This is a genomic window from Variovorax sp. Soil_C_17 (assembly GCF_057657265.1).
The window spans coordinates 139736-154096 of the sequence record NZ_JBDGIT010000003.1; the positions used below are offsets into that span (position 1 = coordinate 139736).

Consider the following 14361-nt stretch of genomic DNA (forward strand, 5'->3'; position numbering starts at 1 on the left):
AGCGCAAATTGCGTAGGAGGGTGGCCGGCAGCGCACGTCACGGGGGCGCGGACCGACGTCGCTGCATCAGGTACCAGGCCGCCGGAACGACAAGCATGCTCAGCAGGGGCGCGGTGAGCATGCCGCCCACCATGGGCGCAGCTATTCGCGTCATCACCTCCGAGCCGGTTCCGCTTCCCCACATGATGGGGAGCAAGCCCGCCATGACGACGGCAACGGTCATTGCCTTCGGCCGAACGCGCTGGACGGCGCCCTCGCGGATGGCGGCAAGAAGCGTCTCCTCGTTCATCGGTGCGCCCGCCGCCATGCGCCGGGCCAGCGCGTTCTTGAGGTAGATGAGCATGACGACGCCGAACTCGGCGGCCACGCCGGCCAGCGCGATGAATCCGACCGCAGTGGCGACCGAGATGGAGTGGCCCAGGGCCCAAACGAGCCAAAAGCCGCCGACGAGCGAGAACGGCACCGCTGCCATGACCAGTGCGGCGTCGCCGAACGATCTGAACAGCAGGTACAGCAGCAAGAAGATGACTGCCAGGGTGAGGGGCACCACGAGCTTGAGCCGTTCCGTGGCTCGTTCGAGGTACTCGAACTGCCCGGACCATGACACCGCGTAGCCGGCGGGCAGCTCCACGGACTCGAGGACCTCCGCCTGCAGGTCGTTGACGACCGACCTGAGGTCTCGACCCCGCACGTCGACGTAGACCCATCCGGAAAGGCGTGCATTCTCGCTTCGCAGCATCGGTGGACCGTCATCGATGGTGACCTTCGCCACATCCTGGAGCAGCAGCTGTGCCCCTTTGTCGGTCACGAAGGGCAGCTCGCGCAGGCGTTGCAGGGAGTCGCGAATCTCGCGCGGATACCTGACGTTGATGGGATAGCGTTCCCGGCCTTGTATGACTTCACCTGCGTTGTCGCCCCCGATTGCGGTCGAGACGATGGCCTGGACGTCGGCCACCGAGAGCCCGTAGCGGGCCGCCGCCAGCCGGTCCACGTCGACATCGATGTAGCGACCGCCCGTCAGCCGTTCGGCCAGAGCCGAGGAAACGCCCGGCACCTTCTTGGCCGCGCTCTCGATCCGGGTCGTCAGCCTGTCGATGGTCGCCAGGTCCGCGCCGGCCACCTTGATGCCGACCGGGCTCTTGATGCCGGTGGCCAGCATGTCGATGCGATTGCGGATGGGCGGCACCCACACGTTCGTCAGCCCAGGGACCTGCACCGCACGGTCCAGTTCCTCGACGAGCTTGTCCGGCGTCATGCCGGCACGCCACTGCTCGCGCGGCTTGAACTGGATGGTGGTCTCGAACATCTCCAACGGCGCGGGGTCCGTGGCAGTGTCGGCTCGTCCGGCCTTTCCGAAAACGGTGGCCACCTCGGGGACCGTCTTGATGAGGCGGTCCGTCTGCTGCAACAGCGCCGACGCCTTGGAAATCGAAAGCCCCGGCAGGGCAGACGGCATGTACAGCAGGTCTCCCTCGTCCAGCGGTGGCATGAACTCACCGCCCAGGCGCAATACCGGAACGGCAGTCAGCGCGAGGAGCAAGGCGGCGGCGACCAGCGTGGCTTTGGGAAACGCAAGAACCACTTCGAGCGCAGGCCTGTAAGCCGACATCAGAAAGCGGTTGACGGGGTTGGCGGCTTCATGCGGGATGCGGCCGCGGATGAGATAGCCCATCAGCACCGGAACGAGCGTCACCGACAGGCCGGCGGCAGCGGCCATTGCATAGGTCTTGGTGAAGGCCAAGGGCGAAAAGAGCCGGCCCTCCTGCGCCTCCAGGGAAAACACCGGCACGAACGACAGCGCAATGACGACCAGCGAGAAGAAGAGGGCCGGGCCCACCTCCACGGAGGCGGTGCTGACGAGATGCCATCGCTCCGTCGGCGTTGGGCTTCTGCCCTGCTTCGACTCGAACGCTTCCAGGTTCTTGTGAACGTTCTCGACCATCACGATGGCGCCGTCGACCATCGCGCCAATGCTGATGGCAATGCCGCCGAGGGACATGATGTTGGCGTTGACCCCCTGCCAGTGCATGACGATGAACGCCGCAAGAACCCCGATCGGAAGCGCGACCACGGCCACCAGCGCCGAGCGCAGATGAAAAAGGAAGACGGCGCAGACCAGCGCGACCACCAGGAACTCCTCCACGAGCTTGTACCCGAGGTTGTCGACGGCACGGTCGATGAGCAGGGAGCGGTCGTAAGTCGGTACGATCTCGACGCCCGGCGGCAAGCTCGGCTGGAGCGACTCGAGCTTCGCCTTCACGGCCTCGATGGTCGTGCGCGCGTTCTTGCCGGAGCGCATGACCACCACACCGCCGGCGACCTCTCCTTCACCATCGAGCTCGGCGATGCCGCGGCGCATTTCCGGGCCGATCTGCACCGTGGCCACATCGCGCAACAGCACCGGCGTGCTGCCCGAAACGGCGAGCGGAATGGTTCGGAAGTCGTCCAGCGATCTGAGGAAGCCGCGCGACCGAACCATGTACTCCGCTTCCGCCAGTTCCACGACCGAGCCGCCCGATGCCTGGTTGGCGTTCTCCAAGGCTGTCATGACCGTCGCCTGCGTGATGCCGAGCGCCCTCATGCGGTTCGGGTCCAGCACCACCTGGTACTGCCTCACCATGCCGCCGATGCTCGCCACTTCTGCAACGTCGGGAATCGTCTTGAGCTCGAACTTCAGGAACCAGTCGTTGAGCGCACGCAGCTGTCCGATGTCCTGTCTGCCGGTTCGGTCGATGAGGGCGTACTCGTAGACCCAGCCGACACCGGTTGCATCCGGCCCCAGCGACGCGTTGGCCCCGGCAGGCAGCTTGCTCTGAACCTGGTTGAGGTACTCGACCACGCGCGAGCGGGCCCAATAGGGGTCCGTCTTGTCATCGAAGAGCACGTAGACGAACGAATCCCCGAAGAAAGAGTAGCCGCGGACCGTCTTGGCACCAGGAACGCTGAGCATGGTCGTGGTCAGGGGATAGGTGACCAGGTCCTCCACGACTTGAGGTGCCTTGCCCGGGTACGGCGTTCTGATGATCACCTGAACGTCCGAGAGGTCCGGCAGCACATCCAGGCTGGTCTTCGATACCGACCACAGGCCTGCGGCGACCAGGAACAAGGTTGCGAAGAGCACCAGGAACCGGTTGTTCACCGACCAGCGGATCAATGCGGCGATCATTGCTTCGTTCCCGTTTGCAGCCGCTGCACCGAAAGCAACTGGTAGCCCATCGGGCCGCCTTCCTTGAACTCGAAGCGCACGGTGTCGCCCGGCTTCACCTCGGGGAAGGCGTTCGGGTCCGGCTTCGAGAAGCCCATCGTCATCGACGGCCACTTGAGCGTCGCGACCGGCCCGTGAGAGATGGTCATCGCGTCCGCCTCGACGCTTTCGACCTTGCCCTCGGCCACGTGGGTTCCCGATGCCGTGGCTGTCGGCGCCGAGCTGGCGGCTGCCGGCTGCGCTGATGAAGATGCAGACATGCTCCCCAGGACCGAGCGCAGCCGGGCCTCCGAGTCGACGAGGAACTGGCCACTCGCAACCACCTCGTCGCCTTCGCTCAATCCCTGGACGACCTCGATCTCGTCACCGAGGTCCATTCCCAGCGAGACGTCACGCGGCTCGAAGGTGCCGCTTCCCTGGCGGACGATGACGACCGCGCGCTTTCCTGTCCGGATGACCGCCTCGGCCGGCACGACCAAGCGCGTGCGCGCCGGTCCTGTCACCTGCAGCCGCAGAAGCATCCCGGGCGTGAGCTTGCCGGCCTTGTTGTCGACCTCGAACCGCGCCTTGAGCGTGCGCGTGTTCGAGCTCACCTCCGGAAGTATTTCCTTGAGCTCGCCCTCGAAGGTCTGCGTGGCATCTGCCTGGAGGACTGCCTGGACCTTCTGCCCGCGGCGCAGGCTCACCACCTGTGCTTCCGGTATCTCTGCGACTGCCCAGACCTTGTCGAGACCGGCAATGCGAAACAGTGTCATGCCGGGCGTGACGGCGACGCCTTCCCGCACCCCCAGTTCGGCGACCACGCCGTCGGCGGGCGCACTGAGCGTGAAGCGCGCCTGCGCGATGCCCGTCTCCTCGCTTCGGCGGACAAGGTCGGCCGGAATCGACATGGCGCGCATCCGCTCACGCGCTGCAGCAATGAGCTCCGGCGAGACGCCCGAGCGCTTGAGCGCCAGCAACTCGTTCTGCGGCCCCAGCCACTCGGGCGCAAAGAGGGTCGCCAAGGCCTGGCCCTTGCGCACGCGCTCCATCGGAGCACGAACGGCCAGGCGCTCGACGTATCCCGCGACGCGCGTCTGCACGGCCACGTTCAATCGCTCGTCGAACTGGACCGCTCCTATCGCGTCGAAGGAGCTCGAGGCCTCGGTACGCCGCACGGTGGCATACCGGATGCCGAGGCTCTGTTGCACCGCAGGACTCACCTTGACACCCGTGGTGCTCGGGTCACCGTCCGCGTACACGGGCACGAGCTGCATGTCCATGAAGGGCGACTTCCCCGGCTTGTCGAACCGCGGGCCCGGAACCATCGGGTCGTGCCAGTAGAGGATCTTGCGGCCGTCTGGCGAAGTCGTGCCGCCGGTGCCGCCGGTTGCACTGCTCATGCTCTTCTGGCTCGTGTGCTGTCCCAAGAGGAAGCCGCCACCAGCCAGGGCCACGCCGGCGACGACAAGAAGTGCCCTGAGGTATGTGCGTTTCATTGGCCGCCTCCTTGCGCGAGCGGTTTGAATGCAAGCCGTGCCTGGGCTATGGCGAGGTCGCGTTGAAGCGTGAGGAGCTTGCGCTGCGCTTCCGCCTCGGCGTGCCTTGCTTCGAACAGGGTCACCAGAGTGCCCTGGTTCGACCGGTATGCCGCGGTGGCTGCGGCGGTCCGCTGGCGGGCTGGCGTCACGACGCCGCCGCGGACCCGCTCGATGCGGACAAGCAGTCGTTCGATATCGCTGGCGAGCACTCGGTATTCAGCGATGGCCGCGCGGACGGCTTCAGCGAGTTCCGCTTCGGCTTTGTCGGCCAGCGCGAGCTTCGCTGCGGTTTCGCGGTCCTGGCGCTCGGAGCGCGCCACTTGAAGCGGGATGCTCACGCCGAACGACACCATGTCCGAGTAGCCGGTGCGCTGCCCGTAGGCCACTTCCCAGGTCCAGTTCGGCTTGCGTTCCGATGCCGCGACCGCGGCAGACTGCTTGGCCACGTCCACGTCGAACTGCTTCGCCATTACGCCGGGATGCCGCTCGACATACGCTTGCTCATCGGGCAATGGCATTGCGGCCACGGGTGCCAGCTCGTCGTTCGTCGTGCCGACCCACCGCTGCAATGTCACCCGCGCCGCGCTCTGCTGCTGGCGCACTTCCGCCGATTCGTCTTCCGCTCTGCCGCGGGCGCCGGTCAGCGCAAGGGCCTCCTGGCTGCTGCCGGTCGACGACGCCAGGCGCGCACGCGCCGCCTCGAGTTCGTCGTGCGCGTGCTGCTCCATGAGCGTCGCGAGCTTCAGCGCCTCGCCGGCATAGAAGGCTTCAAGATACGCCAGCGCGATGTTCAGGCGAGTCTCGGCAACGGCCGCTTCGGACTGGATCGATTCGCGGGCGACCGACGCCTGGGCTGCGGCCTGGCGGGCGGCCCGCTTCTCCGGCGATACCCACTCCTGGCTGATGCCGATGCGCTTCATCGTCATCGAATCGCGGGTCGTACTGAAGCGGTCGCCTCCCGTCACCGGCAGGTTGTCGATGCCGGCCCGTAGCGCCGGATCGGGCAGCTGGCCGGCGGCGCGGGCCGCTTCGGTTGCGCTCGTGACGCCGGCGCGCGCTGCGCGAGCCGCTTCGGAGCGTTCGACGCCCAGCTGGAGCGCCGTCTCGAGCGTCAGGGGTGCTGCCTCCACCAGGCAGGAGAGCAATGCGGCGGCCAGGACGGCTGTGCGCAGGAAGTGAAGTCGCATGAAGACTCCGAAGACCAATGAGATGTCGGCCGGCAGCGGACAAGCCGCGCCGGCGCCATTCAGTCGACGGAGATTTCAGACGCGAAGTCTGAGCGTGGAGAGGAAGACGGGTTCAGGAGGCGGTCTGGCGCCGGGTGCCGCGGTGTGGCCCAGCGCCGTCGTGGACGCTGCTTCCATGACGGCGGGCAATACCAGCACTTGAACGATGGCCGGCAGCGACGGCGTTGCCGGCTTGGGCTGTTCGACCGACTGTGGCGCGCTGTTTGCGTACTGATGGCAAAGGACAGGCTGCGCCGTGTCCATCCCTTCGCACGGCTCGCCGGACGCCATCGTTTCAGCCATTGCCGCTGGATCGGCGGTGCCCGGGCAGACGTAGCTTGCCAGCGCCAGTTGTGAAAACAGCAGCGACAGGACCACGAAAAACGCAGTCATGGAGCGACGGAGCGGGCGGTGGAACATGGGCGCACGAGTGTAGCGCCGCCGCCGTTCTCGTGCTCATGCCTTGACGCGAGGGCTTTATTTCGATTATTCTCGAATCATGGAATCGCAGCAAGTCATCCAAGCCCTGGCAGCACTCGCCCATCCGCTTCGCCTCGAGGTGTTCCGCGCACTGGTCGTGTCCGGACAGACCGGCCTGACGCCCGGCGTCATGCAGGAAGCCTTGGGCGTGCCGCCGGCCACCTTGTCCTTTCACTTGAAGGAGCTGGTGAACTCGGGTCTGGTGACGCAGGAGCGTGCCAGCCGCAACCTCATCTACCGGGCCGCATACGACAACATGAACGCGCTGCTCGGATACCTCACGGACAACTGCTGCCAGGGCGCTGCCTGCGCCGTGGAGAACCCTGCCGACGACTGCCATTGCTGACCTCACTCAAGGAGCCTTCATGAAGAGATTTCACGTTCACGTCCATGTCGACGACCTCAAGGCGAGCATCGCCTTCTACTCGAAGCTTTTCGCCGCCGAACCGGCACGGGTCGAGGCCGACTACGCCAAATGGATGCTCGAAGACCCGCGACTCAACTTCGCCATCTCCACGCGCGCAGGAGCGCCGGGCATCGACCACCTCGGCTTCCAGACGGACGATGCAGACGAACTTGCCGAACTGAAGGCGCGCGCCGAGTCGGCGGACATGGCGCTGCTCGACCAGGGCGAGACGAGCTGCTGCTATGCGCGCAGCGAGAAGCACTGGGTCACCGACCCGCAGGGCATCGCGTGGGAGCACTTCCATACGCTCGATAACATCCCGGTGTTCGGGGAGAGCGCAAAGAGTGCTGAAGCTCGGTCCGCCGTCTGCTGCGCTCCCTCCACAGCTCGAGGCAAGCCGGTCGGAGTGACCGTCAAGCCCGCATCGTCCTGCTGCTGAAAGCGCTGCGACATGACAAGGACCTCGGAAAGCGCGAATCGATGACAACCCACGTTCTGATCCTCTGCACCCACAACTCCGCGCGCAGCGTGCTGAGCGAAGGCATGCTCAACCACTGGGCCAAGGTGCTGGGCAAGGATGTGCGGGCGCACAGCGCCGGCAGTGCGCCGAGCGGCCGCATCAATCCGTTCGCGCTCGAGGCACTCGGCAACGCGGGCGTGGATACCGCGGGCTACCGCAGCAAGAGCTGGGACGAGTTCACGGGCTCCGACGCGCCCCGGATGCGCATCGTCATCACGGTGTGCGACAGCGCCGCGGCGGAGGCTTGCCCGTACTGGCCGGGGAGCCCGGTCAAGATGCATTGGGGTTACCCGGACCCCTCCAACGCGGCCGGCGGCGACGAAGGAAAGCGCGCGGCCTTCGAGCTCACGCGCCAGGCGGTGGGCTACCGGATGCTCCAGCTCCTGCAGCTGCCGCTCGATTCGATGGGCGACGCCGAGCTGCAGCAGGCCCTCCATGACATCGCAAGGCGCTAGGTGAGCAAGTTGGGCGACACGACGCGCAAGCTGTTTGCCGAAGCGCTCGGCACCGCACTGCTGCTGGCCGTGGTCATCGGCTCGGGCATCATGGCCGAGCGCCTGGCCAGGGGCAACGTGGCCATCGCTCTGCTGGCCAATACCCTGGCGACGGTCGGCGGCCTGTACATCCTCATCGAAGTGTTCGGGCCCGTGAGCGGCGGGCACTTCAACCCGGCGGTGTCGCTCGTCATGGCGGCGCGCGGCGCGATGCCTCGCGCGCTGGCCGCCCCGTATATCGTCGCGCAGCTGGCCGGCGCGATGCTCGGCGCGTGGCTGGCGCACGCGATGTTCGACGCAACCATCTTCCAGTTCTCGACGAAGGTCCGCAGCGGCACGGGCCAGTGGCTCGCAGAGGCGGTGGCCACTGCCGGCCTGCTCCTGGTCATCCTGAGAGCGCCCGCAAGCCGCGTCGCCGCCATGGTGGCGTGCTACATCGGCGCGGCCTACTGGTTCACGGCGTCGACCTCCTTTGCGAACCCTGCCGCTGCATTCGGCCGGATGTTCAGCGACAGCTTCGCGGGCATCTCCCCGGCCAGCGTGCCGGGCTTTGTGGTCGCCGAGCTCATCGGTGCCGGCATCGGTGTCGCCATTCACATGGCTCTGAGTCCGACGGGGGACGAGGTCGCTGCGCATTCGGCGCAGGATGTCGCCAAGCCAGGCAACGCTACCGACGGCACGGACGCAACGCTCCCGCCTGCATGAACTGCTCGATTTCATGATCGCCCGCACCGGCGTCGTCGCTGCCCTGGGCGTGGCGCAGACGCTGGCCTGGGCCTCGTCCTACTACCTGCCGGCGATGCTTGCAGCACCGATGGCGCGGGATCTGGGCGTCTCGGTGCCGACGGTGTTCGGCGCCTTTTCCTTTGGGCTCGTCGTGTCGGCGCTGCTCGGGCCCTATGCCGGGCGGGCCATCGACCGATGGGGCGGCCGGCCCGTGCTGATGGGCACGAACCTCGTCTTCGCCGCCGGCCTCGCGGCACTGGCGGCCGCGCAGGGGCCCGTCAGCCTCTTCGCCGCCTGGATGCTCGTCGGTGCGGGCATGGGGGCCGGACTGTACGAGGCGGCGTTCTCCGCCCTGGTCCGCCTCTACGGGCGCGATTCGCGCAGCGCCATCACAGGCATTACCTTGCTGGCGGGTTTCGCCAGCACGGTGGGCTGGCCGCTGTCGACACTGCTCGACGCGCAACTCGGATGGCGCGGCGCCTGCCTCGCCTGGGCCGCACTCCATCTCCTGCTGGGACTGCCGCTGAACGCAACGCTGCCCAGGATCACTGCGCCGGGCATGCCGCAGGAGAGTGCGGTGCCTTCGCCCGATGCCGCCGCTGCCGACGGGGGCACGACGCCGCGCATTCGCCTCGCGGCCGGCCTCCTGGCCTTCGTCTTCGCGGCAACGTGGTTCATCAGCACGGCAATGGCAGCCCACCTGCCGCGCCTGCTCCAGGCCGGTGGCGCGACGCTCGGCGTGGCAGTTGCCGTGGGAGCGCTCGTCGGTCCTGCGCAGGCTGCAGGGCGGCTGCTGGAGTTCGGCTTCCTGCGGCGAATCCACCCGCTGTTGTCCGCGCGCATGGCGGCCCTGGCCCATCCGGTCGGGGCCGCGGCGCTGCTGATGGCGGGCGCACCGGTGGCCGCGCTGTTCGGCATCCTCCACGGCGCCGGCAACGGCATCCTGACCATCGCCAAGGGCACCCTGCCCCTCGTCTTGTTCGGGCCGCACGGCTATGGCGCCCGGCAGGGGCTTCTGATGGTGCCGGCGCGCATCGCGCAAGCCTTCGCGCCCCTGGCTTTCGGCCTCTGCCTCGATCGATGGGGCGCGGGCGCGCTCTGGCTCACAGCGGTTCTGGGGCTGGCGGCGTTCGGAGCGCTCCTTGTGCTTCCCCGCGGCGCGACGGCGAGGCAGTAGCGCCTGGTGCTGCGCTATCCCACGCGCGGCCACGAATCATGGCTTCCTGCCCGCTCGGGTCGAACCCGCCGTGGGCTACGGATGCCACGCCGAAACCACCCTCGGCGTCTGCGGCGTCGTGCTCCCGGCCAGTGCATACGACAGCTGGTTCGCCGCCTTGATGATCGTCCTGGCGTGTCGAAGCAGCTTGTTCTTCGGCAGCCGTTCGGCAGGGCCGGAGATGCAGACCGAGCCCAGCAAGCGCCAGTTGAGGCCGAAGACGGGCGCAGACACCGTCGCGACCCCCTTCTCTCTCTCGCCGATGGAGAAGTGGTAGCCGCGCTTGCGGATCTCTTCGTACAAGGCGCCGGGCTCGCCCGAGAACGCGAGGATCACCCGTCCGGGCGAACCCTTGTCGAGCGGCAGGGCCGAGCCCATGCGTGCATGGTGGCGGATCGGCTGCGGTCCCTCGACCCGGACGATGCAGGTGCGGATGTTGCCTTCGCGCACGTAGAACGCAGCGCTCTCGCCGGTCGCCTGCGTCAGCTCGCGCAGCATCGGCTCGACCACGTTGTTGACGTCGAAGGCCGCCTGGTAGCGCGCTCCCAGCCAACCGGCCGCCGGCCCGAGGCGCCACTCGCCGTCGTCGCGCTGGACCACGTAGCCGCTGTGGCCCAGCGTTCGCAGGAGACGCAGCGCCGTCGTCTTGTGCATGCCGCTGCGGCGCGTCAGCTCCGCCAGCGACAGGCGCTGGTCCTGCATGCCGAATGCCTCGAGCAGTTGGAGGGCGCGGGTGACGGCGGTGACGCCGCCGGCGGGCTCGTCGCCTTCGGGCGCTGCGCCCGCATCGCGCTGTTGCCGGGTTTCGCTGGCTTTGGTTCGCGGCATGGTTCGTGGTCCACCTGGTGCAACACCATTGTACGTATCGGAACGCAAATCTACAGTTCGTCCAAGCCTGAAGCAGGCAAACGACCGTGGATCATTCAACCGGAGACAAGCCTTGACCATCACGAAACTCGACCTTTCCCGCCGCACCGCGGTGTTCGCCCTGTTGTCCTTTGCGTCCTGCGCCGCGCTGGCGCAGGCCTACCCCTCGCGGCCGATCAAGCTCATCGTGCCCTTCCCCGCTGGCGGCGGCACCGACCTCATCGCGCGCGAAGTGGGCAACAAGGTCGCGACGCAGCAGGGCTGGACGGTGGTGATCGACAACAAGCCCGGCTCGGGCGGCAACCTGGGCGTGGACGCCGCGGCCAAGGCCGCGCCGGATGGCTACACCATCGTGCTCGGACAGACCAGCAACCTCGCCATCAATCCCACGCTGTATTCGAAGCTGCCCTACAACCCGCAGAAGGACCTGGCCCCGATCGGCCTGGTGGCCAGCTCGCCGCTCGTGCTCGTGGTTGCGGCCGACTCGCCCTACAAGACGCTGGCCGATGTCGTGACCGCCGCCAAGGCGAAGCCCGAAACCATCAATTACGCGAGCTCCGGCAGCGGCACGGTCGCCCACCTGGCGGCCGAAAAGTTCCAGAAGATCGCCGGGGTCAAGTTCACGCACGTGCCGTACAAGGGCGCGGCGCAAGGCGCGACCGACCTCGTCGGCGGCCAGATCCAGATGTACATGTCGTCGATTCCCACGCTCATCGGACACATCCGCAACGGCAAGATGCGGGCCATCGCCGTGACCTCCGACAAGCGCGTGAACGACCTTCCCGACGTGCCGACCGTCGCGGAGTCCGGCTACAAGGGCTTCGAGGCCGTGACCTGGTTCGGCATCGCCGGCCCCGCCTCGATGCCGAAGGACGCGGTGGCGAAGCTCAACGCCGCCTTCAACAAGGCGCTGCAGGACGCCGAGGTGAAGAAAAAGCTCGAGGGCCAGGGCGCCGACGTGCTCGGCGGCACGCCCGAGCAGTTCGGCAAGCTGATCCAGGACGAGATCGTGCGCTGGGGCAAGGTCGTCAAGGACTCTGGCGCCAAGGTCGACTGAGCCTCGCCACCCCCGACAGAAAGACCCATCATGAGCAACCCATTGCCCGAGATCATTCGCGACTTCGAGCGCGTCCCTGCCGACATCGTCCGGCAGGCTTCCGAATTCCAGCCGGCCATTCTTGCCGACGTCGCAGGCCGCCGGGGCGCATTGCACGGCCGCATCCAGCCGCTGCGGCCGCGCATGAAGCTGGCCGGCCCCGCACTGACGGTCGAGGTGCGGCCCGGAGACAACCTCATGATCCACGCCGCAATCGCGCTGGCCAGGCCCGGCGACGTGCTCGTGATCGACGGCAAGGCCGACCAGACCTCGGCGCTCATGGGCACCATCATGATGACCGCCTGCCGCCAGCGCGGCATCGCCGGCGTGGTGGTCGATGGCGCGGTGCGCGACAGCCTCGAAATCGAGCAGATGGACTATCCGGTCTTCTCGGTCGGCACCAATCCCAACGGCCCGACGAAGAGCATCGGCGGCCGCATCGGCCATCCGGTGACGGTGGGCGGCGTGACCGTGCGGGCCGGCGACTTCGTGATCGGCGATGGCGACGGCGTGATGGTCGTGGAGCGCGAGAAGATCGCTTCGTTGATCGGCGCCGCGCGCAAGAAGGTGCAGGACGAGACCAGGCGCATCGCGGCGATCAAGGAAGGCAACACGGCCGCCTCCTGGCTCGACGGCGCGCTGCGCGCGGCGGGCGTGCTGAAGGAAGGAGAGACGCTGTGAGCGCGATCCTCGTCACCGGCGCGGATCTCGCCCCGGAGGCGCTCGAGCTCCTGCAAGCGCACGAGCTGATCTTCGCCGGCAAGACGCCGACGGAGGACGACGTGGTGGCGCTGTGCGCCAAGCACGATCCGGCGGCGATCATCGTGCGCTACGGCAAGGTCGGCGCGGCGGCGATGGATGCGGCGCCCGCCTTGCGCGTGATCTCCAAGCACGGCAGCGGCACCGACACCATCGACAAGCCGGCGGCCCGGGCGCGCGGCATCGAAGTCGTCGCCGCGGCGGGTGCCAATGCCGCGGCCGTGGCCGAACAGGCGCTGGCGCTGATGCTGGCCTGCGCCAAGTCCGTGGTCGCGCTCGATGCGCGCATGCATGGCGGGCATTGGGACAAGGCGACGCACAAGAGCCTGGAGCTCGGCGGCCGCACCGTCGGCCTGGTCGGCCTCGGTGCGATCGGCCTGCGCTTTGCGAGGATGGCCCATGCGCTGGACATGCGGGTGATCGGCTTCGACCCTTTCGCGAAGCAGCTGCCCGACCACGTGCAGGCGGTCGACCTGGATGCGATCTGGCGCGACGCCGACGTGATCTCGCTGCACTGCCCATTGACGGAAGACAACCGCAAGCTGGTGAATGCCGACACCCTGGCGAAGACCCGGCGCGGCGTGATCCTGGTCAACACGGCCCGCGGTGGCCTGATCGACGAGGACGCGCTCCTCGCCGCCGTGAAGTCCGGCCAGGTGCTGGCAGCCGGCCTGGACAGCTTCGCCGTCGAGCCGATGGTTGCCGGGCATCCTTTCCAGGGCCAGAAGGGCTTCGTGCTGAGTCCGCACATCGGCGGCGTGACCGGCGACGCGTACGTGAAGATGGGGGTCGCCGCGGCGAGGAACGCACTCGACGTCCTGGCGAAGCAACAGGCGCCCGCCTGAACGCCGCGCAACGGGAATCAGGAGCCATTCGACGAGCGCTTCACGCAGCCCCGCTCACCCGGGCTTGCGCAGCTGGACCGGCGATCGAAGCGGCTACTCCGGCAAGGGGCTCGCAAGCCGCTTGTACTCGTTGCGCTTCATCGCGAGGTAGTCCTCGCGCTCCACTTCGCGCAGCTGCCGCGCATAGCGCTCGGTGCTGTCGAACCAGGCCGCAAGGCGCTGCGGCAGTTGCTTGGGGGCGTCCATGTAGGCGTCGATGGCGAGGTAGTAGCGCATGGTGTTGCGCTCCACCACGCCGCGCACGCCGCCCACGTAGGTCGGCTCGCCCGCCGGGTTCTTGCCCGTCACGGTGAATCCCACCTTGTCCGAACCGATGGTCGAGAGATAGCCCTGCATCGCGATGCGCGCCGCCACCCCGTAGGCGTAGGCATAGCCGAGATGCATGAAGGTCTTGCCGTTGCCCAGCGGCGTCGCCTCGAGCTCGATGCGGTAGTCGCGGGTCGACAGCGGCCCCTTGTCGGCGCTCAGGCGCACGCTCAGGTAGTCGTCGCCGATCTTCGGCGGCTGCCAGACGAAGTCGACGCGCGTCGCCTCCGACAGCGGCTGGTCGAACTTGCGGCCCACCGAGACGGCGAGCGACCTGGCATCGTCTGTTCCGCGCGGTGCGCAGTACTTGGTGTTGAGGTGCAGCATCAGCACGTCGCACCAGACGCCGGGCTGGCTCAGGGAAGCGCTCACCTGGTCGAAGGGGTGGTTCAGCACCGCGAAGATGTCGCCGCTCAACTGGCCGGAGGCTTCCGTCGATTCGAGGACCAGCGGCCGCCCAAAGATGTTCTTGTCGATCTGCGTGTGGACGGCGTCGAATTTGGCACGCAAGGCCGCGGCACTCCCGAGCTGTGTCTGCGCCTGGACGGCGACCGGCACGATCAGGAACAAGACCCACAGCACCAGCCGGCGAAGTGTTGTCGCGGGTTTCATGATGTTGCGCATTGTCACGCTGC

The 14361-nt window shown here is 67.5% G+C and carries 14 protein-coding genes; 8 read left to right on the forward strand and 6 right to left on the reverse strand.

The annotated features are described in order from the left end of the window. Positions 1-37 precede the first annotated feature (37 nt). From AC3A6Y_RS15760 to AC3A6Y_RS15775, 4 genes are all read right to left on the reverse strand, one after another. A complete protein-coding gene (locus AC3A6Y_RS15760; RefSeq protein WP_487869185.1) occupies positions 38-3166 on the reverse strand; it encodes an efflux RND transporter permease subunit in 3129 nt (1042 codons plus the stop codon). Next, on the reverse strand, positions 3163-4683 hold the full coding sequence (locus tag AC3A6Y_RS15765; RefSeq protein ID WP_487869186.1) for an efflux RND transporter periplasmic adaptor subunit: 1521 nt from the start codon (positions 4681-4683) through the stop codon (positions 3163-3165). Before AC3A6Y_RS15765 ends, AC3A6Y_RS15760 begins: the two co-directional genes overlap by 4 nt. Continuing rightward, a complete protein-coding gene (locus AC3A6Y_RS15770) occupies positions 4680-5912 on the reverse strand; it encodes a TolC family protein (protein WP_487869187.1) in 1233 nt (410 codons plus the stop codon). Before AC3A6Y_RS15770 ends, AC3A6Y_RS15765 begins: the two co-directional genes overlap by 4 nt. A 75-nt stretch (positions 5913-5987) precedes the next feature. Beyond that, a complete protein-coding gene (locus AC3A6Y_RS15775) occupies positions 5988-6344 on the reverse strand; it encodes a hypothetical protein (protein ID WP_487869188.1) in 357 nt (118 codons plus the stop codon). Between the two features lie 106 nt (positions 6345-6450). Here AC3A6Y_RS15775 and AC3A6Y_RS15780 point away from each other — a divergent pair, with 106 nt between their 5' ends. The 5 genes from AC3A6Y_RS15780 to AC3A6Y_RS15800 are packed head-to-tail and all read left to right on the forward strand — an operon-like array spanning position 6451 to position 9754. Beyond that, positions 6451-6777 carry an ArsR/SmtB family transcription factor gene (locus tag AC3A6Y_RS15780; RefSeq protein ID WP_487869189.1) on the forward strand — a complete coding sequence of 109 codons (327 nt, stop codon included), beginning with the start codon at positions 6451-6453 and terminating at the stop codon, positions 6775-6777. A 19-nt stretch (positions 6778-6796) separates the two neighbouring features. After that, positions 6797-7276 (forward strand): ArsI/CadI family heavy metal resistance metalloenzyme, encoded by a 480-nt coding sequence (locus tag AC3A6Y_RS15785; protein WP_487869190.1) that lies wholly within the window; start codon positions 6797-6799, stop codon positions 7274-7276. A gap of 41 nt (positions 7277-7317) precedes the next feature. Continuing rightward, positions 7318-7812 carry an arsenate reductase ArsC gene (locus tag AC3A6Y_RS15790; RefSeq protein WP_487869191.1) on the forward strand — a complete coding sequence of 165 codons (495 nt, stop codon included), beginning with the start codon at positions 7318-7320 and terminating at the stop codon, positions 7810-7812. Between the two features lie 9 nt (positions 7813-7821). Next, on the forward strand, positions 7822-8556 hold the full coding sequence (locus AC3A6Y_RS15795; protein WP_487869944.1) for an aquaporin: 735 nt from the start codon (positions 7822-7824) through the stop codon (positions 8554-8556). 13 nt (positions 8557-8569) lie between these two features. Next, positions 8570-9754 carry an MFS transporter gene (locus AC3A6Y_RS15800; RefSeq protein WP_487869192.1) on the forward strand — a complete coding sequence of 395 codons (1185 nt, stop codon included), beginning with the start codon at positions 8570-8572 and terminating at the stop codon, positions 9752-9754. A gap of 75 nt (positions 9755-9829) precedes the next feature. Here the strand turns inward: AC3A6Y_RS15800 and AC3A6Y_RS15805 are convergent, their stop codons facing one another. Further along, positions 9830-10621 (reverse strand): IclR family transcriptional regulator, encoded by a 792-nt coding sequence (locus AC3A6Y_RS15805; RefSeq protein WP_487869193.1) that lies wholly within the window; start codon positions 10619-10621, stop codon positions 9830-9832. Positions 10622-10739: 118 nt separating this feature from the next. Here AC3A6Y_RS15805 and AC3A6Y_RS15810 point away from each other — a divergent pair, with 118 nt between their 5' ends. The 3 genes from AC3A6Y_RS15810 to AC3A6Y_RS15820 are packed head-to-tail and all read left to right on the forward strand — an operon-like array spanning position 10740 to position 13360. Next, on the forward strand, positions 10740-11717 hold the full coding sequence (locus AC3A6Y_RS15810) for a Bug family tripartite tricarboxylate transporter substrate binding protein (RefSeq protein ID WP_487869945.1): 978 nt from the start codon (positions 10740-10742) through the stop codon (positions 11715-11717). Positions 11718-11747: 30 nt separating this feature from the next. Beyond that, positions 11748-12437: an RraA family protein gene (locus AC3A6Y_RS15815; protein ID WP_487869194.1), complete on the forward strand. Its 690-nt coding sequence runs from the start codon at positions 11748-11750 to the stop codon at positions 12435-12437. Further along, positions 12434-13360 (forward strand): NAD(P)-dependent oxidoreductase, encoded by a 927-nt coding sequence (locus AC3A6Y_RS15820; RefSeq protein WP_487869195.1) that lies wholly within the window; start codon positions 12434-12436, stop codon positions 13358-13360. Before AC3A6Y_RS15815 ends, AC3A6Y_RS15820 begins: the two co-directional genes overlap by 4 nt. A gap of 93 nt (positions 13361-13453) precedes the next feature. Here the strand turns inward: AC3A6Y_RS15820 and AC3A6Y_RS15825 are convergent, their stop codons facing one another. Beyond that, a complete protein-coding gene (locus AC3A6Y_RS15825) occupies positions 13454-14338 on the reverse strand; it encodes a hypothetical protein (protein ID WP_487869196.1) in 885 nt (294 codons plus the stop codon). Between the last annotated feature and the right edge of the window lie 23 nt (positions 14339-14361).